Origin of the sequence: Humibacter ginsenosidimutans (assembly GCF_007859675.1) — a bacterium.
GTDB lineage: Bacteria > Actinomycetota > Actinomycetes > Actinomycetales > Microbacteriaceae > Humibacter > Humibacter ginsenosidimutans.
On sequence record NZ_CP042305.1, the window covers coordinates 1,858,976 to 1,881,769 of the forward strand.

At 68.2% G+C, this 22,794-nt stretch carries 18 protein-coding genes; 6 read left to right on the forward strand and 12 right to left on the reverse strand.

Annotated elements, in window-relative coordinates; all coding sequences use genetic code 11:
* Nucleotides 1-75: 75 nt before the first annotated feature.
* Nucleotides 76-1,272: an ROK family transcriptional regulator gene (locus tag FPZ11_RS08770; protein ID WP_146320100.1), complete on the reverse strand. Its 1,197-nt coding sequence runs from the start codon at nt 1,270-1,272 to the stop codon at nt 76-78.
* Between the two features lie 193 nt (nt 1,273-1,465).
* On the opposite strand from FPZ11_RS08770, the gene FPZ11_RS08775 reads away from it, so the two are divergent.
* Nucleotides 1,466-1,909 carry a YybH family protein gene (locus tag FPZ11_RS08775; RefSeq protein ID WP_146320102.1) on the forward strand — a complete coding sequence of 148 codons (444 nt, stop codon included), beginning with the start codon at nt 1,466-1,468 and terminating at the stop codon, nt 1,907-1,909.
* A 15-nt stretch (nt 1,910-1,924) separates the two neighbouring features.
* Here the strand turns inward: FPZ11_RS08775 and FPZ11_RS08780 are convergent, their stop codons facing one another.
* The 6 genes from FPZ11_RS08780 to FPZ11_RS08810 all read right to left on the reverse strand — a co-directional run bounded on the left by FPZ11_RS08780 (nt 1,925) and on the right by FPZ11_RS08810 (nt 9,596).
* Nucleotides 1,925-3,556: a beta-N-acetylhexosaminidase gene (locus tag FPZ11_RS08780; protein ID WP_146320104.1), complete on the reverse strand. Its 1,632-nt coding sequence runs from the start codon at nt 3,554-3,556 to the stop codon at nt 1,925-1,927.
* A 98-nt stretch (nt 3,557-3,654) separates the two neighbouring features.
* Entirely contained in the window at nt 3,655-4,278 is a 624-nt protein-coding gene (locus tag FPZ11_RS08785) for a bifunctional 4-hydroxy-2-oxoglutarate aldolase/2-dehydro-3-deoxy-phosphogluconate aldolase (RefSeq protein WP_146320106.1), read from the reverse strand.
* A gap of 145 nt (nt 4,279-4,423) precedes the next feature.
* A complete protein-coding gene (locus FPZ11_RS08790; protein ID WP_146320108.1) occupies nt 4,424-6,412 on the reverse strand; it encodes an FUSC family protein in 1,989 nt (662 codons plus the stop codon).
* Between the two features lie 42 nt (nt 6,413-6,454).
* Nucleotides 6,455-8,278, reverse strand: coding sequence for a heavy metal translocating P-type ATPase (locus FPZ11_RS08795; protein WP_146320110.1), 1,824 nt, complete (start codon nt 8,276-8,278; stop codon nt 6,455-6,457).
* Nucleotides 8,279-8,714: 436 nt separating this feature from the next.
* Complete coding sequence (locus FPZ11_RS08805) at nt 8,715-8,915, reverse strand: hypothetical protein (protein WP_146320112.1); 201 nt, start codon at nt 8,913-8,915, stop codon at nt 8,715-8,717.
* A 213-nt stretch (nt 8,916-9,128) separates the two neighbouring features.
* Entirely contained in the window at nt 9,129-9,596 is a 468-nt protein-coding gene (locus FPZ11_RS08810) for a GNAT family N-acetyltransferase (protein WP_146320114.1), read from the reverse strand.
* A 35-nt stretch (nt 9,597-9,631) separates the two neighbouring features.
* Between FPZ11_RS08810 and FPZ11_RS08815 the strand changes: the two genes are divergently transcribed.
* Together FPZ11_RS08815 and FPZ11_RS08820 are read left to right on the forward strand one after the other, a co-directional pair.
* Nucleotides 9,632-10,006: an NUDIX domain-containing protein gene (locus FPZ11_RS08815; RefSeq protein WP_146320116.1), complete on the forward strand. Its 375-nt coding sequence runs from the start codon at nt 9,632-9,634 to the stop codon at nt 10,004-10,006.
* A gap of 105 nt (nt 10,007-10,111) precedes the next feature.
* Nucleotides 10,112-11,920 carry an oleate hydratase gene (locus FPZ11_RS08820; protein WP_146320118.1) on the forward strand — a complete coding sequence of 603 codons (1,809 nt, stop codon included), beginning with the start codon at nt 10,112-10,114 and terminating at the stop codon, nt 11,918-11,920.
* An 88-nt stretch (nt 11,921-12,008) separates the two neighbouring features.
* Here FPZ11_RS08820 and FPZ11_RS08825 read toward each other — a convergent pair whose 3' ends face one another.
* Genes FPZ11_RS08825 through FPZ11_RS08840 form a run of 4 tightly spaced genes read right to left on the reverse strand, consistent with a single transcriptional unit; the run spans nt 12,009 to nt 18,230 of the window.
* Nucleotides 12,009-15,035 (reverse strand): alpha-mannosidase, encoded by a 3,027-nt coding sequence (locus FPZ11_RS08825; protein WP_146320120.1) that lies wholly within the window; start codon nt 15,033-15,035, stop codon nt 12,009-12,011.
* Between the two features lie 54 nt (nt 15,036-15,089).
* On the reverse strand, nt 15,090-15,926 hold the full coding sequence (locus FPZ11_RS08830; RefSeq protein WP_146320122.1) for a carbohydrate ABC transporter permease: 837 nt from the start codon (nt 15,924-15,926) through the stop codon (nt 15,090-15,092).
* A 2-nt stretch (nt 15,927-15,928) separates the two neighbouring features.
* Complete coding sequence (locus FPZ11_RS08835) at nt 15,929-16,873, reverse strand: carbohydrate ABC transporter permease (protein ID WP_146320124.1); 945 nt, start codon at nt 16,871-16,873, stop codon at nt 15,929-15,931.
* 10 nt (nt 16,874-16,883) lie between these two features.
* Nucleotides 16,884-18,230, reverse strand: a complete 1,347-nt coding sequence (locus FPZ11_RS08840) for an extracellular solute-binding protein (protein WP_146320126.1) — start codon at nt 18,228-18,230, stop codon at nt 16,884-16,886.
* Nucleotides 18,231-18,619: 389 nt separating this feature from the next.
* Here FPZ11_RS08840 and FPZ11_RS08845 point away from each other — a divergent pair, with 389 nt between their 5' ends.
* Together FPZ11_RS08845 and FPZ11_RS08850 are read left to right on the forward strand one after the other, a co-directional pair.
* Entirely contained in the window at nt 18,620-19,606 is a 987-nt protein-coding gene (locus tag FPZ11_RS08845; RefSeq protein WP_146320128.1) for a Gfo/Idh/MocA family protein, read from the forward strand.
* Complete coding sequence (locus tag FPZ11_RS08850; protein WP_146320129.1) at nt 19,603-20,604, forward strand: Gfo/Idh/MocA family protein; 1,002 nt, start codon at nt 19,603-19,605, stop codon at nt 20,602-20,604. Before FPZ11_RS08845 ends, FPZ11_RS08850 begins: the two co-directional genes overlap by 4 nt.
* Nucleotides 20,605-20,704: 100 nt before the next feature.
* Here the strand turns inward: FPZ11_RS08850 and FPZ11_RS08855 are convergent, their stop codons facing one another.
* Nucleotides 20,705-21,943: an ROK family transcriptional regulator gene (locus FPZ11_RS08855; RefSeq protein ID WP_246846605.1), complete on the reverse strand. Its 1,239-nt coding sequence runs from the start codon at nt 21,941-21,943 to the stop codon at nt 20,705-20,707.
* Between the two features lie 261 nt (nt 21,944-22,204).
* Between FPZ11_RS08855 and FPZ11_RS08860 the strand changes: the two genes are divergently transcribed.
* Entirely contained in the window at nt 22,205-22,630 is a 426-nt protein-coding gene (locus FPZ11_RS08860) for a hypothetical protein (RefSeq protein WP_146320131.1), read from the forward strand.
* Nucleotides 22,631-22,794 lie beyond the last annotated feature (164 nt).

Below are 22,794 nucleotides of genomic sequence, written 5' to 3' on the forward strand. Positions count from 1 at the left end.
GGCCGCCTGCGATGCCTGGCAGGGTTCTTCGGCGGCCACCGTTTCTTCGTGGCGGCAGGACCACCGCCACGAGGTTCATGGGGACAATCGTTCGATCCGATCGAAGAGCTGGTCTTGCAGCGCACCGGCGAGACGCTCGCACGCGCCGAACAGCACGGCATGCCTCGGGATGCCCGTGGGCACGACGCGGGGATTCCACCCGGTGGTGCGCCTCACGTGCGCGGCGACCGCCGTGGCGAGCTCCGCGCCCCCCATCGCACCTGTGGGGCCGCCGAGCACGATCTGCTCGGGATCGAGCAGGGCGAGCACGGGGATGATGCCGAGCGCCACACGAGGTGCGAGCTCTGCGACGACCTCGGCTCTCGCCTCGGTGGAGGTCGTCAGCCGATCGATCGTCGCGGAGTAGCCGCGGCCGGCGGCGCCGAACCGTCTGGCGAGCCGCACGAGGGGCCCTCCGCCGATGAGGTCCTGCAGGTCGCGCGCGGCCGGATCGAGGGATGCCGCCTCGCGCGGCACGGGCAGGTAGCCGATTTCGCCCGCGCCGCCGCTCGTCCCGGGCTGCACCACTCCTGCGAGGTCGAGGGCGAACCCCAGGCCCTTGCCCAGCCAGAGCAGCCCGAAGCCGCCGGCTCCTGCCGCAGCGCCGCGCGTTCGCTCGGCGACCGCGGCCAGATTGACGTCGTTCTCGATGGTGACGGCGAGTCCGAGCTCGTGTTCGAGGCCCGCGCGCACGTTGCGGCGCTGCCAGCCGGGAAGCGTGTCCGTGAAACGCAGCGCGTCCGTTCTCGGGTCCACGGCTCCCTGCACGCCGATGCAGACGGCCGTCACGCTGTCGACGTCGGCGCCGGCAGCTGCGCACGCGGCATCGATGGCCGCTCGCACGTCGCCCGTCGCCGACCGTCGCGCGCCTCTCGCCGGCAGCTCGAGTTCGACCACCTCGCGCTCAGCGCCGCTGACGTCGACCACGGTGGCGGTCAGCAGACGCTCCTCGATGTCGACCGCCACACCGAGCGCGACGTCGAGCTGCACGCCGTAGCTCACGGCATTGGGCCCTCTGCCGGCCGAGACCTCTCCGGTCTCCTTGATCACGCCGGCAGCTGCGAGCCGATGCACCATCTGCGAGGCGGTGGGCTTCGAGAGGCCCGTGAGCTCGCCGAGCTGCAGCCGCGTGAGCTCACCGTGCTCGAGCAGGAGCGCGAGCGCCTCGCGATCGTTGCGCGTGCGGAGCCATGCCGGAGTGCCCGGTGCGGTGGGGCGCGTGCTGCGCGGCATCCGTGTCATCCCTTCGTCGGAACGAGTACGGAGTGAAGGTATCAGTAAAGACTCCTAACAGTAAAGAGAGTTTATTGAATCCGTCGGCAGATCACCTGACATCGCGGCGCGCCACGACGTCGATCGTTGTGAGCGGCAGCGGAGCCGAAGAAGCACGGCGTGCGAGACGACGCGAGGGGAAGGAGCGGCCGACATGGGCACGAACGCGACGGCACGAGACGACGAGGCCATCAGACGGCAGCTCGAGCGGATCGTCACGGGCATCCGCTCGAAGGACATCACGGCGCTGGCGGCGCTGTACTCCCCCGATGTCGTGTCGTTCGACGTGGAGCCGCCCCTGCAGCACGTCGGTGTCGCGGCGAAGCTGGCCAACTGGGAGCGAGCGTTCGCCGCGTTCGCCGACGTGGATTACGAACTGTGCGACCTGACCGTCACGGTCGGAGGCGATGTGGCGTTCGGTCACGCGTTCGGCAGACTCCACGGCACGCTGCGCAACGGCATGGTGACGCACGGCATGTGGGTGCGCGCCACGTTCTGTCTGGTCAGGACAGAAGGAACGTGGCTGATCGCGCACGACCAGGCATCCGTGCCCTTCGACATCGCGACGGGCAGGGGCGTGACCGACCTCGTGCCGTGACGGTGGGCCGCGCGCCTACGCGCCCTCGATGCGCGACGTCAACGGGCTGAAGTAGGCGGTGCGCTGCTGAGGCGTGACGGGACGGCCGATGACACCCGGGCGTTCCTGCCACGGCCGCGGACCTGACGAGCGCCGGTATTCGACACCGATGGCGTCCAGCCGCTGCAGGTGCGTGTCGAGCCGGAACAGGAAGTCGTCGTAGTCGCGCTCTCCGTCGAGCCAGAGCGCCTCTGCAAGCGCGCAGAGCCGCGGGAACGCGAAGTAGTCGACGGTGCGCGGCGAGTCCATGTGCTCGGTCCAGATGTTGCCCTGGCCGCCGAGCACGTGGCGCGCCTCGTCAGGCGTGAGCTCTGGCGGAACCGGGTCGAAGCGGTAGACATCGGCGATGGTGAGCACCGTGCCCACCGGAATGGGCTCGTCGGAGCGCTCCGACTGCCGGTAGTCGAGATACACCTGGTTGTCGGGGCAGGAGACGACGTCGTGACCGGCCCTGGCCGCCGTGATGGCGCCGGTCATGCCGCGCCACGACGCGACGGTCGCACCCGCGCTGACGGAGCCGGTGAGGCCGCCCTCGAGGATCTCGTCCCAGCCGTAGAGCCTGCGGCCCTTGCGGGAGAGGTGGTCGTCGAGCCGGCCGATGAACCAGGCCTGCAGCTCGTCTTCGCTCGCCAGTCCGAGCTCCGCCTTGCGCTGCTGGGTGCGCTCATCGAGCCGCCAGCCGTTCTTCGGGCATTCGTCGCCGCCGACGCCGATGAACGGCGACGGGAAGATCTCCATCACCTCGTCGAGCACGTTCGTGAAGAACTCGACTGTCGAGTCCTCGAGGTTGATCACGTTGTCGTCGATGCCCCAGCGCGTCCACACGCCGAGCGGCTCGCTGTCTTCTCTGGCGAGCCCGAGCTCGGGGTACGCGGCGATCGCCGACTGCGTGTGGCCAGGCATGTCGATCTCGGGCACGACGTTGATGGCGCGATCCGTGGCGTAGGAGACGATCTCGCGCAGGTCGTCCTGCGTGTAGAAGCCGCCGTGCGGACGGGAGTCGCCGCGGGAATAGGATGCTCCGCCCAGCTGGCTCTCTCGGCGCCACGATCCCACCTCGGTGAGCCGCGGGTACCGCTTGATCTCCACGCGCCATCCCTGGTCGTCGGTGAGGTGCAGGTGCAGCGTGTTCAGGCGGTGCATGGCCATGAGGTCGATGAACCGCATGACGTCGTGCTTGGGCATGAAGTGCCGCGCGACGTCGAGCATGACGCCGCGCCAGCCGAAGCGCGGAGCATCCCGGATGCTCACCACCGGCACCACCCACTGCTCGCCGAGCACGCGGCCCTTGCGGTAGATCTGCGGGGGAAGCAGCTGCAACAGCGCCTGGCATCCGTAGAACACGCCGGCGGGGCCGCCGCCCGCGATGCGGATGCCCGTGAGCTCGACATCGAGCGTGTAGCCCTCTGGAGACAGCTGCGGGTCCCACTCCAGCTGGATCGCGCCGTCGGGGCCGGTCTCGATCGGGAACCCGGTGGCGGGACGAAGCGAGTTCTGCAACCAGGATGCCGCCCCCGCGAGCTCGGCGGGCGCCGTGATGCGGGTGACGCGGGTGAGCTCGAACACGCCCTCGCCGATGGAGAGTTCGGTCGGTCGTGGGATCAGCATGGGTTCTCGTCTTTCTCGGTGTGAAGAATTCGGTGAGGGATTCGGTGTGGGGATCGTGGGAGCGGAGCCGGGCTGCGGGCGAACGTCTGCCCCGCGGGTCAGCCGCGCAGGGCCGCCGTGAACGCGGCGGCGCGATCGCGGATGTCGGTCCAGTCCGACTCGGCGAGCGACTCCGCAGGCACGACGGAAGACCCCGCCGTGACGGCATAGGCACCGGCGTCGAGGAACGACCGCGCGTTCTCGGCGACGATCCCACCCGAGGCGATGAGCTTCGCCATCGGCATGGGACCGAGCAGATGCTCGAAGTGCTCCGGTCCCGCCGTCTGCGCCGGGAAGACCTTGACAGCCCACACGCCCTGGGCGAGCGCCTGCATGATCTCGCTCGGGGTGAATGCGCCCATCATGAGCGGAACGGATGCTTCCGCGGCGATCTGCGCCACCTGCGGACTGAGTCCCGGTGTCGCGATGAACTGGGCACCGGCATCCAGCGCACTGCGCGCCTGCGCGGGAGTGAGCACGCTGCCGGCGCCGATCAGCGCTCCGGAATCGGAGCTCAGCGCGCGCTCGATGTGGCGTTCGACGTCGGGAGTCGTGAACGTGAACTCGATGGCGTGGATACCGCCTGCGACGAGCGTGTCGGCGAGCGCCGCGGCATCCGGGATGACACTGGCCCGGATGAGCGCCATGGCGCGGTCTTCGCCGATGATGTCGATCGCGGCCATGTCGCCTCTCGTGCCTGTCGTGGTGCTGCACGCCTCCCCTGGCACAGTATCGCCCACGGGTGACACGCGTCGAACCGGGACGGCACCGCGAATCGGCGAACGACGACCTGACACCGGTGCGCGGTGTTCGACGGAGTCACGCCGATCAGGTCGACAGGAGCGCGCGGGCCGCGCCGATCTCGTCCGAGACCGACGACAGCAGATCGTCGTCGGGCAGCTCGACCGGGTCCGGCGCGCGGTTCGCGCGGATCGCCTCCGCGATCGCGGCGAGTGCGGAGCGCAGGTCTTCGACCGAGCGCTCATCGGCCGAGAGGTGGGCGTGGAAACCACGGATCGCCGTCGACGTGATGGCGTCGGTGACGCGTTCCATGGCCACGATCTGCGGCCACCACGCCGCGGCGGCGGTGCTGATCGGCGGGGGCTCGGCGAGCGTCTGCTGCACGAGGGTGCGCAGATCGGAGAGGCGACGATACGTGGCGCGCCGAGCCGCTGAACGATCACGTGAGCTCGCCCTGAGCGCTCCGTCGCCGGGGTCGGGCGGCACGGGCGCCAGCGCGACGGTGAGGTAGGAGGCCACGTCGTCGACGACGTCGGCGACCCGCGATCCGAGCTGCCGCGCCGATCGCCACGTCGACGGCCACGGCAGGTAGCCGACGACGAGCACGATGGCGCTGCCGATGAGAGTGTCGGTGACCCTGCTCACGATGAGGCCGGGGTCTTCGCCGTGCGCGAGTTCGAGCAGGATCACGATGACGGGGGTGATGAACGTGGAGAACAGGCCGTAGTTGCGACGGATGGCGACGGGCATCCCGCCTGCGAGCACCGCGAGGGCGATCACCTGCGGCCAGCCGAGGGGCAGCACGACCACGACGACGGCACCGATCAGCACGCCGACCACCGTTCCGAGTCCGCGCTGCACGGCCCTGGCGAACACGGAGCCGAAGTCGGGCTTCATCACGACGGCGACGGTGAGCGTGATCCAGTACGGACGCTCAAGGGGCAGAAGAACGCTCACCGCCTCGGCGACCGCCACGCAGAGCACGAGCCGCAGCACGGCGAACCACGTCTCGCCACCGCTGGAGAGATGGTCGCGCAGGGAGCGAAGGCGGTCGCCGGCCGTCACGTGGGGCAGGCCGACGGCATCCGGACGCTGGATGGGCACGGTCATGGTGACGGGATCGTCTCCCGCCAGCAGCGAGCCGACGAGGCGCAGCGACGAGGCGAGGGCCGCCCTGCCCGGCGTCGAGCGGTCGGGCGGCGGCATGGCCGGGGCCGGGGCGGCCGGATCCTCGATCGAACGGGCGATGGCCCGCAGCGCGTTGGGCACGCGCGACGGCACGTGCTGCCCCTCCGCGACGACGGCCGTCGTCGCCTCGACGATGGGGGTGGCCGCGTTGAGCAGGGTGACGAGCGTGCGCCACCGAGGATCGCGACCGGCGAGCGAGGTGCGGGCCGACACCATCAGGTCGTAGGCCTGGTTGAGCGCGGTCGTCACGTCACGGCGCGCCGCGTCGACGGCGGGTGTGCCCGCGGCATCCAACTGCGCGGCGACGGCCGTGTAGACGGCCGCGACGGCGGCCCGCTCCGGGGCCCGTGGATGCCTGTCGAGCAGAATCGCGACGCCGGTGAGTGCCAGTCGCCACGCGGCCCCCGCCAGCACCACCAGCGGTGCCAGCCAGAGCGGGCGCAACCCGAAGTCGATGCCGCTGCCCACGATGGCGTAGACGAGGAACTGCAGCGCGGCCGACGACGCGTTCGCACTGACGACTCCCGCCACGCCCGACACCAGCGACGCGGCGACGACGATGAGTACAGTGGCGACGTCGTTGCCGAACGCGAGAGATCCCGCGAGGAGCCCGACGGCTGCGAAGGCCGCCGTGACCGCGATGCGACGGGCGCGGTCGACGGCCGGCCCCCCGCGGTCGGCGATCGACGCGACCAACGCGCCCATCGAGGTCAGCACCCCGAGGCCGAGGATCGCCGGATCGTCGCTCATGAACAGGAGCGAGACGCCGACGGGAACAGCGACGGCGATCGCAGTGAGGATCGCCAGGTCCCACGGCACCGGCGCCTTGCGGCCCCGCACGAGCTCGCGCATCCAGGAGCTGGTCGGGGCTCCCGGCTGTGTCGACATGACGCTCACGCTACGCGTGCCACGGCCCCTCGACCGAACGGCTCAGCGTGTCAGCGCGCGCAGTGCCCACAGAATGGTCGTGAGGTCGACGGCCTCTTGCAGCAGGGCGCCGATGATCGCGGGGATGACGCCGAACACGGCCACCAGCATGAGCACGACGCTGAGCGCGATGCCGATCCAGATGCACTGCAGCGCGACATCGGTGGTGCGCCGGCCGATCTCGATGGCGCGCGCGGTCTTGCCGATGTCGTCGACCATCACGACCACGTCGGCGGATTCGCTGGCCGCCGTCGATCCACGGGCGCCCATCGCCACACCGACGTCGGCTGACGCGAGCACGGGCGCATCGTTCACGCCGTCGCCGACCATCATCACGGGGCGTCCAGGCAGCTCGCGCACGAGGCGCACCTTGTCGGCGGGCAGGCAGTCGGCGTGCACGTCGTCGATGCCCACCTCTGAGGCGATGTGCTCGGCGGTCGGGCGCTGGTCGCCCGTGACCATGACGAATGCACGCACGCCGAGGGCGCGCATCCTCTGCACCGTGTCGCGCGCGTTGGCGCGGACCCGGTCGGCCAGCACCACCTCGCCGGCGTAACCGCCGTCGACGGACGCGTAGACCGCGCTCTGCCCACCCTGCGGCAGCGGGGCCGTGACCTCGGCGCCCTGCTCCGTGACGAACGAGCGCTTGCCGACCGCCACGCGCGTGCCGTCGAGCGTGGCTTCGACGCCGTTGGTCGCCACCTCGCGCGCGTCGTGCGCCGGCACGAGCCCGATGCCTCTGCGCTCGGCCTCCTCGAGCACCGACGCGGCGAGCACATGCGACGAGTACTGCTCGGCGCTGGCCACCGTGGCGAGCAGCCGCTCTTCGCTCAGACCGTTCGCCGGCCGCACGGCGACCACCTGAGGTGTGCCGCCGGTGAGGGTTCCGGTCTTGTCGAAGGCGACGGTGTGGATGCGCGCGAGCTGCTCGAGCGTTCCCCCCGACTTCACGATCACCCCGTCTCGCGCACCCCTGCTCATGCCCGAGATGAACGCGACGGGTGCGGCGATCAGCAGCGGACACGGCGTCGCCACCACCATCACCTCCGCGAATCGCACCGGATCGCCGCTCACCCACCAGCCGACGGCCGCGATCACGAGGGCGAGCACGGTGAACGGCACCGCGTAACGGTCGGCGAGCCGCACGATCGGCGCGCGCGATTCGCTCGCCTCGGTGACCAGGCGCACGACCTGCTGGTACTGACTGTCGGCGGCGACGGCATCCGCTCGGATCGTCACAGCGGTCGGGCCGTTCACCGAGCCGCTCAGCACACATCCGCCCCGCTCCACATCGACAGGCAGGCTCTCGCCGGTCAGCGACGACTCGTCCATGGTCGCGGTGTCGCTGAGCAGGCTGCCGTCGACCGGCACGACCTCGCTGGGTCGCACGAGCAGCGTCTGCCCGACGCGCACCTCATCCACCGGGATGTCCGTGATCGCGTCGTGCTCGTCGACCAGGTGCGCTTCGACCGGGCTCCGTGCCAGCAGCGACCGCACGGCCGTGCGCGCTCTGCGACCCGCGAAGTCCTCGAGCGCCTCGCCACCGGAGAGCATGAGCACGATCACGAGAGTGGCCCAGTACTCGCCGACGAGAATCGTGCTCACGATCGCAATGATCGCGAGCACGTCGATGCCGACGTGGCCGGAGCGAAGGTCACGGAGCATCCCCCAGAACTGGATGCCCGCCACGACGAGCCCGAAGCCGCTCACCAGCCACTGCGCCCCCACCGGCCATCCGGCGAGCTGCAGCACGCCGGCGACGATCCCCACCGCGACGGCGATCGCGACGATCGGATACCTGCGGATGAACGTCCCCACCTGACGCATGGTCGCCAGTATTCCAGCGGGCCAGGGGCGGCGGGGCGCGAGCGTTCGGTAGGGCGACTCACGCATGTCGCCACCGTCAGGCAGCACTGGAAGGACCCGCTGGGCCCGGTTTCATGAGGCCGGCATCGATTCCGAGATAGTGTGCGAGCGCGAGCTCAACCTCGGCCACTTGGTCGCGAGTCAGCACGTCGACCGGGTCGCCCACGATGTAGTCGGTGTCGATCGATCGGACCTGGTCGACCAGAAGCCGCGTGGCTCGGCCGGCGATCTCGAGCGCGGGACGGTGGATCGATGCACCCGCCGAGGTCGACGTCCGGAACCACCGTCGCAACCGACAGCGGCGAATCCGAGGGCGACACGATCAGACCCAGACGTCTGCCGCCCTGCTCGTGGCCGCGATGACGCCCGAGATCGATGCGGTAGACGGCGCCGCGGATCACCAGGCGTCCGGCTCTGCGTTGAGGTTCTCGTTCGCCAGGGTCTCGGCGTCCGCACGGAACTGCATCAGCCATCGTTCGTGATCGAGCAGTCTGAGCGCCCGCCTCAGAGTGTCAGAGGTCGTCTCTCCTGGCTGCGCCGCCTCGCGAAGAATTCGCTCGTCGTCTGCGGTAGGCCGGAATCCGATGGTTGCCGCCACGGTCAGCATGGTACGCCTCGTGTTCGACAGATGTGTAACAGATGCTGCACGAGGTCTCTCCAGACCGGGCGTGATCGGGTCGCCCGTTCTGGCGAGTACAGCCGCAACCACCGACGCGTGAGAGCCCTCCAAGACCGGGCGACCCAGCTCTGTGCACAACCCGGCAGAGCGGCGGGATGGGAACGCAGAGATCGCCCCACGCGATCGCACTCGCTATCGCGCCACGTGGGTCCTCGCGAGCAGCCTGTCGAGGGCAGCGAAGCCGAGCCGCTTGTACAGAGGGACGGCCCCGCTGCTGGAGTGCACGAGCACCCTCGGAATCCCGCGGCGATCCGCCTCGGCACAGACCAGGGTCACCAACCGTGCGCCGACACCATGGGCCCGGAACGCTGGCTGCACGTACACGCTCTGCACGTCGGCGCTGACCCGATGCACGTTGCCGAAGTCGGGAACGCGGTCGAAGACGACCATCCAGGCCATGCCGACGACGTGCCCGCCTGATTCCGCGACCCCGCAGACGAGCCGATCGCCCATCGTCTCCATCCAGTCGGCGAGCGCCGCGGTGAAGGCATCCTTCTCGTCGCGCGAGACCTGCCCCGGCTCCACCCACTCGATCTTCAACCGTGCGAGCCCCTCGACATCGGCGACGGTTCCCACTCGGATGCTCACGGCGTCGGTCATGCAGCCATTCTCGCGGCACTCGATAGGGTGACCGCATGCGGTGGCCGGTGTCCGTCAAAGGCGTGCTCTTCGACGACGTCGGCGAGGTCTTGCTCGGACTGAACGATCGGGACGAGTGGGAACTGATCGGAGGGCGACTCGAGCACGGCGAACAGCCGGAAGAGGCGCTGGTGCGGGAGTTCAGGGAGGAGAGCGGGCTCGATGTCGTGCCGTCAGGACTCGTGACCGCGTACTGTTTCGACCCGGTCCCCGGTCGAACCGTGTTGATCGTGGCCTACCGGTGCCTGCTGATCGGCGGTCGGCTCCGCGGCTCCGACGAGCACTCGAACGTGCGGTTCCACCCGCTCCCTCTCCCCTCGTCGCTCGCACTTCCACACGGCTATCGGCACGCGATCGAACTCTGCAGCTGAGGCAGGCGAATTCGCCAGGATGTCTCCGCCCGTTGGCACGCCTCCTCTTGCCCTGACCGCTGCGGCGGGTTAGGAACGAAGGAGCCGACGACAGGGGGAAACGGCATGTACTACAGCAACGGCAACTACGAGGCGTTCGCCAGGCCGCGCAAGCCGGAGGGGGTCGACGACAAGACGGCCTGGTTCGTGGGGGCGGGGCTCGGCAGCATGGCCTCCGCGATCTTCATGATCAGGGACGGCCGCATGGCGGGCGAGAAGATCACCATTCTCGAGGAGCTGAAGCTGCCTGGCGGCGCGCTCGACGGCATCCGGTACCCGGAGAAGGGGTTCGTCATTCGCGGCGGCCGCGAGATGGAAGACCACATGGAGTGCCTGTGGGACCTGTTCCGTTCTGTGCCGTCGCTGGAGATCGACGATGCGAGCGTGCTCGACGAGTTCTACTGGCTCAACAAGGACGACCCGAACTCCTCGCTCTGCCGTGTGACGGAGAAGCAGGGGCAGGACGCCCACTCCGACAAGCTCTTCACGCTCAGCGACAAGGCGCAGAAGGACATCGTGCGGGTGATCATGGCCACCCGCGAGCAGATGGAGGACAAGCGCATCGACGAGGTGTTCTCCGACGAGTTCTTCGCCAGCAACTTCTGGCTGTACTGGCGCACGATGTTCGCGTTCGAGTCGTGGCACTCCGCGCTGGAGATGAAGCTCTACCTGCACCGGTTCATGCATCACATCTCTGGACTGCCCGACCTGTCGGCCCTCAAGTTCACCAAGTACAACCAGTACGAGTCGCTCGTGCTGCCGATGTACAGGTGGCTGCTCGACCAGGGCGTCACGTTCCTCTTCGAACACACCGTGACCGACGTCGAGTTCGATTTCAGCGACGGGCGCAAGCAGGCCACGCGCATTCAATGGACGACTCCGGATGGCCCGGGCGGCGTCGACCTCACGGCGAACGACCTCTGCCTGGTCACCATCGGATCCCTCACGGAGAACTCCGACGACGGCGACCAGCACACGGCCGCCGTGATCAAGGACGGCCCCGCTCCCGCGTGGGATCTGTGGAAGAAGATCGCGGCGAAGTCGCCGGACTTCGGGCATCCCGAGGTGTTCTGCGGCGACGTCGACAAGACCAAGTGGGAGTCGGCGACCGTGACCACGGTCGACGAGCGCATCCCGAGGTACATCGAGCGCATCTGCCACCGCGATCCGTTCAGCGGCAAGGTCGTCACCGGAGGCATCGTGACGGCGAAGGATTCCGCCTGGCTGATGAGCTGGACCGTCAACAGGCAGCCGCACTTCAAGGCGCAGAAGCCGAACGAGATCGTGGTGTGGGTCTACGGCCTGTTCGTGGAGACGCCGGGCGACTACGTGAAGAAGCCGATGCAGGAGTGCACGGGCGAAGAGATCACGAAGGAGTGGCTGTACCACCTCGGGGTGCCGGTGGACGAGATCGACGAGCTTGCGGCATCCGGTGCCAAGAGCGTGCCCGTGATGATGCCGTACGTCACCGCGTTCTTCATGCCGCGCACCGCAGGCGACCGGCCGCAGGTCGTGCCGGAGGGCAGCGTGAACTTCGCCTTTCTCGGGCAGTTCGCCGAGACCACGCGCGACTGCATCTTCACCACCGAGTACTCGGTGCGCACGGCGATGGAGGCCGCGTATCAGCTGCTGGGCATCGATCGCGGGGTGCCGGAGGTCTTCAACTCGACGTACGACATCCGCTATCTGTTGAAGGCGACGACGCGGCTGCGGGATGGCGAGGCGACGAAGATCCCCGGGCCGAACTTCCTCAAGGGACGGCTCTACGACAAGCTCGACAACACCCAGATGGGCGAGCTGCTCACCGACTTCGGGCTCATCCCCGAGACCGCGGGCACGAAGCGGCGCGAGCGCGCCGACGACGCGGTGGAGTAGGAAAACAGGCAGAATCGCGCTCTCCGCGCGGAAACAGGCACGATCTGCCTGTTTCCGCGCGGAATGCCTGTTTTCAGGGCACGCCCTGCTACAGCGCCCGGCGCACGCGCAGGGTGACCACCTGGAACGGGCGCACCGCGAGGCGCACGCCCGACACGTCGCTCGCATCCACACCGTCGGGTTCCGTCAGCTCGCGCTCCAGCAGGTCGGTCTGCACCACGGATGCCGCACCGAACCCGAACCGCACGCTCGCGGTTGTCCTCGTGCCGAGCGCCTCGTACAGGCGCACGATCACGTCGCCGGAGCGGTCCTCCGCGAGCTTCACCGACTCCACGAGCACGCCGTCGCCGTCGACGACGACCAACGGCTCGATCGGAGCCGCGCCGGCGCGCAGCGGAAGGTTGATGGCGTAGCCGGCGGCGACGGCATCCGCGACCTCCGCACCCACCGTGAGCGAGGAGCGCAGCACGTGCTCACCCTGATCGGCCTCGGGATCCGGGTAGACCGGTGCGCGCAGCAGCGACTGCCGCACCAGGGTCGTCGTGCCGCCGCCGCGCCGCGTCTGCCGCGTGACGTCGTGCCCGTAGGTGGAGTCGTTCGCGACGGCCACACCGTAACCGGGCTCGCCGACGTGCACCCAACGATGCGCCGCCGTCTCGAATCGGGCGAAGTCCCACGACGTGTTCTCGTTGGTCGCGCGGTAGACGTGCCCGAACTGGGTCTCGGACGCCGCACGGTCGGCCCGCACGTCGAGCGGGAAGGCGAACTTGAGCAGCTTCTGCCGTTCGTGCCAGTCCACCCGCGTGGTCACCTCGAGGGTGGCGGAGTCGCACGCCAGCGTGAACTCCTGCTCGATGGTCGACTCGCCGATGCGACGTGTGACGCGAACAGCGCCACGCTGGTCGTCCACGTCGAGCACGACGTCGACGTCGAGGTCGGTCTCGTGCCTGCGATAGTGCTGATCGATGTCCCAGGCGTCCCACTTGTTCGGGGTGTCCCGGAAGATCTGCAGTCCGGCCGACTCCCCAGGAGCGATCGCCTCGCGACCGCTGGCGGAGTCGACGGCGGAGACCACCCGACCCGTGCCGTCGAGAGTGAACCGTGCGCGCTCGTTCTCCAGCACCACGCTGTCGCCGTCGAGACGAACGGAGGTCTGCACGGCGGCATCCGGCACCCCCGCTCCCAGCGCGGGAACGCCGCGCACCGGCACGGGAGCCGCGTTGACGAGCACGCCGGTGCTGGCCGCCGCGCCACCGGCATCCGCCGTCGTGCCCAGAGCCCCGAGCGCGTCATCGATGAGTGCACCGACGCGTTCGGCGAGAGCCGCATAGTTGCGCTCGGCCTCGCGATGCACCCACGCGATCGAGGAGCCGGGCAGGATGTCGTGGAACTGCTGCAGCAGCACGGTCTGCCACGCGGACTCCAGCGCGTCGTACGGGTACTCCGCTCCGCCGCGAATCGTCGCGGTCGTCGCCCAGAGCTCCGCCTGCCGCATCAGATGCTCGCTGCGCCGATTGCCCTGCTTGGTGCGCGCCTGCGACGTGTAGGTTCCGCGATGGAGCTCGAGATACAGCTCGCCCGACCACACCGGCGGGTGCGCGTACTCCGCCTTCGCCTTCGCGAAGAACGCCTCCGGCGCCTCCACGGCGACGCGCGGCGATCCGTCGAGCGACGCGGTGCGATGCGCGGCGGCCATCATCTCGCGAGTCGGTCCGCCGCCACCGTCGCCGTGTCCGAAGAGCGCGAGCGACGAGTTCGCCTCGCCCTTCTCCGCGTACTGCCTCTCCTGCCTCGCCAGCTCTTCACCGGAGAGGATCGAGTTGTAGGTGTCCATCGGCGGGAAGTGCGTGAACATGCGGGTGCCGTCGATGCCCTCCCATTCGAAGGTGTGATGCGGGAATCGGTCGGTGTCGTTCCACGAGATCTTCTGGGTGACGAACTGCTCCAGTCCCGCGCCGGCCAGAAGCTGGGGAAGCGCGCCCGTGTAGCCGAACGAATCGGGCAGCCACCCGGTCGTCGCACGCACGCCGAACTCGCGCTCGAAGAAGCCCTGCCCGGCGACGAACTGCCGCACCATCGCCTCGCCGCCCACCATATTGGTGTCGGACTCCACCCACATGCCGCCGACGGGCACGAACCGGCCGTCGGCGACGCGGGCGCGGATGCGCTCGAAGAGCTCCGGGTAGAACTGCTTCATCCAGGCGTACTGCTGAGCGGACGAGCAGGCGAAGACGAAGTCCGGGTAGTCGTCCATCAGCGCGAGCACGTTGGAGAACGTGCGGGCGCACTTGCGAATGGTCTCGCGCGTCGGCCACAGCCAGGCCGAGTCGATGTGCGCGTGGCCGACGGCACTGATCCGATGCACACCCACCGCGGCCTCGACGCCGAGGACGCCGGCGAGCGCATCGCGGCCCGCTGCGGCCGTGCCCGCGACGTCGTGCGGGTCCATGGCGTCGCACATGTGCTCGAGGGCGCGAAGGATCTGGGCCGCGCGATTGGATGTCTCAGGCAGCTCGGCGTGCAGCCCGAGCAGCGTCCACACATCGCGCTCAAGCTCCCACACCGTGACGTCGCGCACGGCGAGGTCGATGTGCCGCAGCACGTAGATCGGCGCGGTTCCCGCCGTGGACTTGTCGCCGAGCGGCGTCACGCCCCACTGCCACGATCCCCCGATGTTCGGATTGGACGCGGCCTCGACGTAGAGGTCGACGGTGGCTCCGTCGATCCGTACCGCGCTGTTGAACGGCTCGACGGCCTTCACCGTCGTGCCGTCCGGCCGGAACACGAGACCCTCGGCCTGGAAGCCGGGAGCGTCGCCCTCGAATCCGAGGTCGACCAGCATCTCGACCGGACGGGAATCGGATGCCGACAGCCAGGCATCCGGAACGCTGCCCGTCACGTGGAACCACGTGGTGCCCCACGGCTTGCTCCACGGGCTTCCCGCGGTGAACGGCTCGAAGCGCTGGCCGACCGCGTCGGCGAACGGCACGGGCTCGTCCGGGACGTCCCACGCGGTCAACGAGAGCGGGATGCGCTCGGGATAGACCGCGGGAGAGATGCGTTCGCCCAGGAATCGGGTGATGCGCTCGAGAACGAGGCGCGAGTCATTGTGCACGGTGAAGCTCCTTGATACTGCGTGCTGGTGTCGTGTGGTCGGTCGTACGCCCGGTCATCCCTTGACCGCGCCGGCGAGCGCGGACCCTCCGCCGAGGAAGCGGGAGGTGACGACGTAGAGGCCGAGCACGGGGATCGAGTAGATGAGTGAGAACGCGGCGAGCTTTCCGTAGGCCACCGCGCCGTACTGCCCGAAGAACTGGTAGATGCTCACGGACGCCGGCATGTTGTCGGGGCTGAGCAGCAGCACGAACGGGATGAAGAAGTTTCCCCACGCCTGCACGAACACGAAGATGAACACGACGGCGAGGCCCGGACGCATCAGCGGCACCACGATGCGGGTCAGCGTCGACATCATCGACGAGCCGTCGGTCCAGGCCGCCTCCTCGAGGGTGATCGGCACGGAGTCCATGAAGTTCTTCATCATCCAGATCGCCATCGGCAGGCTCGTCGCCGCCATGAAGAGCACAGTGCCCCAGACGGAGTCGAGCAGGTTCAGCGACACGAAGAGGTTGTAGACCGGCACCATCATGGCGGTGATCGGCAGGCAGGTGCCGAAGAGGATGCCGTACATGAACGGCTTGTTGATGCGCATGCGATACCGAGACAGCGGGTACGCGGCCAGCACGGCGATCACCACGGTGATGATGGCGCATCCGAACGAGATCACCACGCTGTTCCACAACGGCTCGAAGGCCAGGCTGGGCGTGAGCACCGACGTGAAGTTGTCGAGGGTGAACGGAGCGGGCAACTTCAACGTGAGGTTCGCGGTGCCGTCGAACGACGCGATGAGAAGCCACAGCAGCGGGAGCAGGAAACAGAGCCCGGTGATCACCAGGATCGTGTTCGAGACGATCTTCAGGCCGCGCCCGGAAGGCGATGACAGTTTCATTTTCAGTCCACCTCCGGCTTCAGCGCCCTGATGTAGATCACCGAGAAGACGGCGCCGATGATGAGCATGACCACGGCGATCGCCGTGCCGAGCCCGAGTTGCGAGAACTTGAACGCCTCCTGGTAGGCCAGCACGGGCAGCGTCGAGCTGTCGGTGCCCGGGCCACCGGCGGTCATGATGTAGATGAGGCCGAATACGCTGAGCGTCTGCAGCGTGGTCAGCATGAGGTTCGTCGAGATGCTGCGCCTGATCATCGGCAGCGTGATGTAGATCAGCCGCTTCCATCCGCTCGCGCCGTCGATCTCCGCCGATTCGGTGATCTCCTCCGGCACCTCGGTGATCGCCGCCGAGTAGACCATCATCGAGAACGCGGTTCCGCGCCAGATGTTCGCCAGGATGACCGAGACCATGGGCACCACGTAGAGCCAGTCGGGCCCCTTCAGGCCGACGACCCCGAGAATCGCGTTCAGGGTGCCGCCTCCGTTGAAGAACGCGTAGGCGCAGAAGGCGCCGACGACCTCGGGAACCACCCACGACGTCACCACGAGGGTGCCGACGATGCCGGAGACCACCTTGTGACCCGAGCGCATCAGCATCGCGAGCGCGAGCCCCAGCACGTTCTGCCCGATGATCGCGCTGCCGACGACGAAGAGGATCGTCAGCCACACCGACTTCAGGAAGTCCGGGTTCTGAAACAGCTGGATGTAGTTCTGGAACCCGATGAACTCGGTGGTCTGCGCGGCGGCGCCCGTGAGCGCCATGTTGGTGAAGGAGCCGTAGAACGCTTCGATCACCGGCCCGAGCAGGAAGATCGCGACCATGATCATGGCCGGAAGCAGCGGAAGCGTCCGGCCGAATGCTCGACGGGCACGGTGCGGGCGGGAAGGGGAATCCCCTCCCCGCCCGGGAGCGCCCGTCGCCACGGCTGTCTGCGTGAGCGACGTCATGACCGTGCGCCTACTTCGTGACGACGTTCTTCGCGCCGCCGACGGCCTGCGGAAGCGCCTGGTCGAACACCTTCTGCGCTTGCGCCGGCGTCTGCTGGCCCGTCATGACCGACTCCATCGCGACCTGGATGTTGTTCGACACGGCCGGGTACGACGAGGTCGCAGGGCGGAAGTTGGTGATCTTGACGAGGTTCGCGAAGAACGCGTTCGTCGGGTTCGACTTCACGTAGGTCGGATCGCTGGCCACGTCGGTACGCACCGGGATGTTCTGGTTGCTCGTCGCGTAGTACAGCGAGTTCGACTTGTTGAGCGCAAGCGAGATGAAGTTCCACGCCGCGGTCGGGTTCTTCGACTTCGAGCCCATCGCGAGCGTCCAGCCGCCTGACATGCTGGTCGCGCCGGGATCTGCGCCGTCCTGGGTCGGCATCTTGGCCTGGCCCATCACGGAGTTCCAGTTGCTCCAGGGCGCGACTCCCGCGCTGCCCCAGCTGCTCGAGACCCACGAACCGTCGAGGCTGATGCCGAGCTTGTTCTGGGAGAGCAGTGCCGGCGTCTGGTTGCCCCAGTTCGGGTCGAGCGCCTGCTGCGCCGTCGGTCCGAGGCCGCCGCCGTAGACATCCTTGATGAACTGCAGCGAGTCCTTGAAGCCCTTCGAACCCGCGACCCACTTGCCGTCGCTCGTGGTCAGCTTGTCGCTCGTGCCGTACAGCAGCATCTCGAAGCCCTGCATGGTCGAGCCCTCGCCCGTTCCCTTGCCGGAATAGATGTTGAACGGGATCACGCCCGGCTCCGCCGCCTTGATCTTCTTGGCGGTGTCGAGGATGTCCTGCCATGTCTTCGGCTGCCACGGCACGGAGACGCCCGCCTTCTGCAGAACCGTCTTGTTGTACCAGAGCGCACGGGTGTCTGTGCCCATCGGGATGCCGTAGAGCTTGCCGTCAGCGCCCTCGCCCGCCTGGCGTGCGTTCGTCGGGAACTGCGACCAGTCGCTCCACTTCTTCACCTCGGAGTCCAGCGGGGCCAGATAGCCGGCAGCGGCATCCGACTTGATGAGGAAGGTGTCTTCATAGAGCACGTCGGGCGCGGTCGCCCCCGACTTGTTCATCAGAGCGAGCTTCGTGTAGTAGTCGTTCTCCGCGGCCTGGATCGGAACGAGCTTGGCCGTGTAGCCCGGGTACTTCTTGTCGAACTGCTTGGCGATGCGCGACATGTAGTTCTGCATCTGCTTGCCGCCGTACGACTCGTACGCGATCGTGATCGTCTTGCTTCCACCGCTGCTGCCGCCCGACGAGCAACCGGTCAGCGCCGCGGCTGCGACCACGCCCACCGCGATGGCGGAGATGATCCGTTTCTTCATGATGCTCCTTTGCCTCATGGTGCAAGGGGTGCCGGGCGATCCGCCGGCACGAACGTCGTTAGTAAATCATTTGCATTTATTGCCGTCAACATGTCAAGACAAACGCTCAGCCACCGATACCAATCCGTGATCAGAGGATGCGCTGGGCGCCGAGCGACGGCGGTCGCGCTCCCCTCCGCGCGGATCCGCACCGCCAGACGATGGGTGACCGGATGCCTGCCACGGCTCGCTCGAGAGCAGCGGATCGATCTCGACCGAATTCATCCAATTATTTGACTGATTGCCGGACTCTCGCGCAGGATGGCCTGCAGTGCACCCCGCGAACGCGCCCGCAACGACGGCGCCGACGAGTGGTGCACCTCTTCCACCGATGACGAATGGAGACGACGATGTCGGCCGAGACCCGGCTCAGAGTTGCCGTGCTGAGCTTCTGGCACGTGCACGCAGACGACTACGCGAAGACCACCGTGCAGCATCCGGACACGGAGCTCGTCGCGGTCTGGGATGACGACGAGGAGCGAGGCCGGGCGGGCGCAGCACGTTTCGGCGTCGACTTCGAACCCGACCTCGATGCGCTCCTCGCGCGCGACGACATCGACGCCGTGACCGTCACGACGTCGACGAAGGATCATCGCGACATCATGGTGAAGGCCGCCAGGGCCGGCAAACACATCTTCACCGAGAAGCTGCTCGCCCCGACGGTCGCCGAGGCCGAGGAGATCATCGGCACCTGCGACGAGAACGGCGTGAAGCTGATCGTCTCGTTGCCCAGGCTCTATCACGGGTACACCCAGGTGGTGAAGGAGGTGCTCGCGAGCGGATCGCTCGGCACCGTCAACTACAGCCGAGTGCGACTCTCGCACGACGGTGCGGTGGTGGGCTGGCTTCCCGAGCAGTTCTACGACGCCGACATCACGTTCGGTCTGGCCCTCGCCGATCTCGGCTGCCATCCCGTCTACCTCACGCAGCTCTTCCTCGGCTCGCGCCCGGCCACGATCGCCTCGACCTACACCCACGTCACCGGGCGCGAGGTCGAGGACAACGCCGTCGTCACCGTCACCTACGACGGCGGCGCCATCGGGGTGATCGAGGCGGGCGTCGTCTCGCCCGACCCGTTCCTGATCGAGATCGGCGGCGCGAGCGGCTGGCTCAGCTATGCGGAGCATGACGAGCACGTGCGCGTCGCGGTCAAGGGCGAAAAGACCCGGCTGATTCCGGTGCCCGATGATCAGCCGAGCGCGTTCGACCAGTGGGTGGCGCACATCCAGCACGGCACCCGCGCCGACGACAACCTGGCGCGCGCCGTGGAGCTGACCCGGCTCGTCGTCGCGGCCAACAACGCCGCCATCAGCACGAAGACGGAGGACTACTCATGATCAAGGTCGGACTGATCGGCGGCGGCGGCATCGCCAGCGCGCACATCCGCGGCTACGACGCGCATCGGGACTCCATCAGAGTCGTCGCCGTGGCGGATGCCTTCGAGGAGACCGCGAAGCGTCGCGCAGACGAGCTCGACGCGACGGCGTACACCGACTACCGCGACATGATCCACACGGAAGAGCTCGACGCCGTCGACATCTGCCTCCCGCACCATCTGCACGCCGATGCGATCGTCGCCGCGGCGGAGGCGGGACTGAATGTGCTGTGCGAGAAGCCGCTCTGCCTCACGCCGGACGAAGCACGCAGGGTCAACGACGCCGTCGCCGCGAGCGGCGTGACGCTGATGAGCGCCCACAATCAGCTCTTCATGCCCGCCGTCGCGAAGGCCAAGGAAATACTGGAGGCCGGCACGATCGGCACCGTGTACGAGGTGCGCACCACGGACTCGTTCTACAACGACTTCGACCCGGCCAACATGGGCTGGCGCGCGCATGCGTCGACCTCAGGCGGCGGGGAGCTCATCGACACCGGATACCACCCCAGCTACCTGATGCTGCACCTCGCCGGCGCCAAGCCCGTTGAGGCGACGGCGATGCTCTCGACGCATCGACTCACCTTCATGGAGGGCGAGGACAGCGCGCAGGTGCTCATCCGCTTCGACAACGGGGTCGTTGGCCAGCTCGTGACGAGCTGGGCCTATCAGCCGGCGACCTCCACGGAGCGGTTCTCCGTGGTCGGCGAGCTCGGGTCGCTCACCAGCGACGGCACCACGATCAGCTACCGGCTGCGCGACGGCGGCGAGGAGTCGTTCACCTTCGACGAGGTCGACACCTTCGCTGCGGAGATCGGATGCTTCGCGCAATGTCTGGAGACCGGGGCCCGACCTCCGCATACCGAGGTGGAGGGCATCCAGGTGCTCGGCATGCTGCTCGCCGCCTACGAGAGCGCGCGGGAGAAGGTCATCGCACCTGTTCTCGACGTCATCGACGGCTGAATCCGGCCGGCGCATTCGGGCCCGGCCGTCCCGCAGACTCACGTTCGGAGCACGAGCATCCGACCGTGGACGTTGCGGAGCGGCCGAGCCCGCGCCGTCGTCAGCGCCCGATGAGGAACGCCTGCGGACGAGGCGACAGGATGTCGTCGAGCACGAGACAAGCGGCGCCGATGGCCGCGACATCCTCGCCTATGGTCGACTCGGAGAACGTGACCTCGTGGGGCAGGCGGTACAGGGGCGACCCCATCACCAGGTCGGGGACGCGACCGAGCACGGCTTCGCTGAGCGGCGCGAAGTAGGGGCCGCCGAACACGACGTGGTCGACGTCGAGCAGATTCACCAGGATCAGCATGGCGCGCGCGATCTCGGTGACCGCGGCATCCACGAAGCGCGCCACGCGTGGATCGTCGTCCGAGCGCAGCATCTGCGCGTAGGCGGCGGCGACCTCCGCGATCGTCATGGTGGCGGCATCCCCCTCGACGACGCCGTCTTCGATCGCATGGTCGACCATGAGGCGCGGCGACAGCGCCCAGCCCAGTCGCCCGCGGCTGGTGCTGTCCTCGCCCTCGACCTCCGACGAGATGTCGCCGACGATGATGCTGCCGACATCACCGGCGTTGTTGGAGAATCCGCGCAGCACCTCCCCGCCGGAGATGACGCCGAGGCCGATGCCGGTGCCGCAGTACATGAACGCCGTGTCGGTGCGCTCGCCCGCCGTGTCCATCCACAGCTCGGCGATGACGGCCGCCGTGACGTCTTTCTCCAGGATCACCGGCAGTCCGAGGGCTGCCGCGAGCTCGTCACGAACGGGAACGTCGTGCCACCCGGTCAGCAGGGGCGGATTGAGCACCACGCCGGTCGCCGTGTCGATCGGTCCGGGAGCCGCGATGCCGACGCCCATGATCCGCTCGGCGTCGACTCCCGATCGCGTGACCAGTTCGGACACCGCCCGCGCGATCCGCGCCACGGTGCGCGAGGCGCGTGCCTCCGGCGTCGTCTTCAGCGTGCGGTGGGCGACGACCTCTCCTGCGAGGTTCAACAGCACGAGAGTGATCACCGACGGGTCGAGGTGCACCCCGACGGCGAATCGTCCGCCGGGCTCCAGCCGCAGGATCGTGCGCGGTTTGCCGACACCGTTGCCGCGGGTGCCCGCCTCCATGACGAGCCCGTCGTGGATGAGCCTGCGCACGATGTTCGTCACGGTCTGCGCCGACAGCCCGGTGCTCGTGGCGACCTCGATGCGACTGACGCCCTCTGTGGCACGTCGGACCGCGTCGAGGATCACCGCCTGGTTGTAGCCCCCGACGGCAGGAAGATTGCTTCCCGCACGCATCGTCATCCCGTCATACCCGTGCCACGCCGGCCGGCGCGTCTGTCGAGACTATCGCCAGAGCGACGCGGCGACGGCGAAGACTCCCGGCTTCTCGCGATCTCGACGAGATCGCCTGAGCCCTCAGCGGGCAGGGGGCGAGCGGCGAACTTTCACGTTTTCGTCGCTCGGTGCATCCACAGTCGGTGCACGGTGTACCGATAGGGTGTTCTGGGCCCGAAGGCGGGCGCCAGAATCCGCCGGGTGGTCCGGTGGGGGGGAAAGGACACAGTGAACACTCGACGCCGTATCGCAACCATCGCCATCGCCGCGGTTCTCGCCACGGGCGCCCTCAGCGGCTGCAGCGCAGCAGCGGGACTCAGCAAGGCGGCAGGATGCGCCGCGCTGGCGAAGGCGGGCAACACCCTTGAGAGCTCGGCCTCCTCCGCCGTCTCCAACGCGACGAGCGACCCGAAGGCCGCCGCCGAGAAGCTGGACAAGGCCGCAGACACGTTCGACGCCGCCGTCAAGAAGATCGGCGACCCGGGCGTGAAGGCCAAGGCGGAGGGCATGTCGACCGCCTACAAGAAGTTCACGACCGACTTCAAGGCCTACGCGAACGACCCGCAGACCGCCGACGCGAGCGCCATCACCGACGACGCCACAGCACTGCAGAACGCCGCGGATGCCGTGGCGAAGGTCTGCGGCGGCAAGTAGCAGACGGTCGGACTCCACACGGTGACGCCCGACTGACACGCAGCCGCCGATGGCCCCCGCGCACCGCGCGGGGGCCATCGCGCGTTTCGGTCACGGCCGCCCGTCGGGTATCGTCGAAGCGAGACAATTTATCTTGACGTCAAGATTATTTCCCGCCGATTTCC

Bases quoted from the DNA above. Each gene is read 5' to 3' on its own strand.
- FPZ11_RS08770 (WP_146320100.1), bottom strand. From the start codon at position 1,272: ATGCCGCGCAGCACGCGCCCCACCGCACCGGGCACTCCGGCATGGCTC.
- FPZ11_RS08775 (WP_146320102.1), top strand. From the start codon at position 1,466: ATGGGCACGAACGCGACGGCACGAGACGACGAGGCCATCAGACGGCAG.
- FPZ11_RS08780 (WP_146320104.1), bottom strand. From the start codon at position 3,556: ATGCTGATCCCACGACCGACCGAACTCTCCATCGGCGAGGGCGTGTTC.
- FPZ11_RS08785 (WP_146320106.1), bottom strand. From the start codon at position 4,278: ATGGCCGCGATCGACATCATCGGCGAAGACCGCGCCATGGCGCTCATC.
- FPZ11_RS08790 (WP_146320108.1), bottom strand. From the start codon at position 6,412: ATGTCGACACAGCCGGGAGCCCCGACCAGCTCCTGGATGCGCGAGCTC.
- FPZ11_RS08795 (WP_146320110.1), bottom strand. From the start codon at position 8,278: ATGCGTCAGGTGGGGACGTTCATCCGCAGGTATCCGATCGTCGCGATC.
- FPZ11_RS08810 (WP_146320114.1), bottom strand. From the start codon at position 9,596: ATGACCGACGCCGTGAGCATCCGAGTGGGAACCGTCGCCGATGTCGAG.
- FPZ11_RS08815 (WP_146320116.1), top strand. From the start codon at position 9,632: ATGCGGTGGCCGGTGTCCGTCAAAGGCGTGCTCTTCGACGACGTCGGC.
- FPZ11_RS08820 (WP_146320118.1), top strand. From the start codon at position 10,112: ATGTACTACAGCAACGGCAACTACGAGGCGTTCGCCAGGCCGCGCAAG.
- FPZ11_RS08830 (WP_146320122.1), bottom strand. From the start codon at position 15,926: ATGAAACTGTCATCGCCTTCCGGGCGCGGCCTGAAGATCGTCTCGAAC.
- FPZ11_RS08835 (WP_146320124.1), bottom strand. From the start codon at position 16,873: ATGACGTCGCTCACGCAGACAGCCGTGGCGACGGGCGCTCCCGGGCGG.
- FPZ11_RS08840 (WP_146320126.1), bottom strand. From the start codon at position 18,230: ATGAAGAAACGGATCATCTCCGCCATCGCGGTGGGCGTGGTCGCAGCC.
- FPZ11_RS08845 (WP_146320128.1), top strand. From the start codon at position 18,620: ATGTCGGCCGAGACCCGGCTCAGAGTTGCCGTGCTGAGCTTCTGGCAC.
- FPZ11_RS08850 (WP_146320129.1), top strand. From the start codon at position 19,603: ATGATCAAGGTCGGACTGATCGGCGGCGGCGGCATCGCCAGCGCGCAC.
- FPZ11_RS08855 (WP_246846605.1), bottom strand. From the start codon at position 21,943: ATGACGATGCGTGCGGGAAGCAATCTTCCTGCCGTCGGGGGCTACAAC.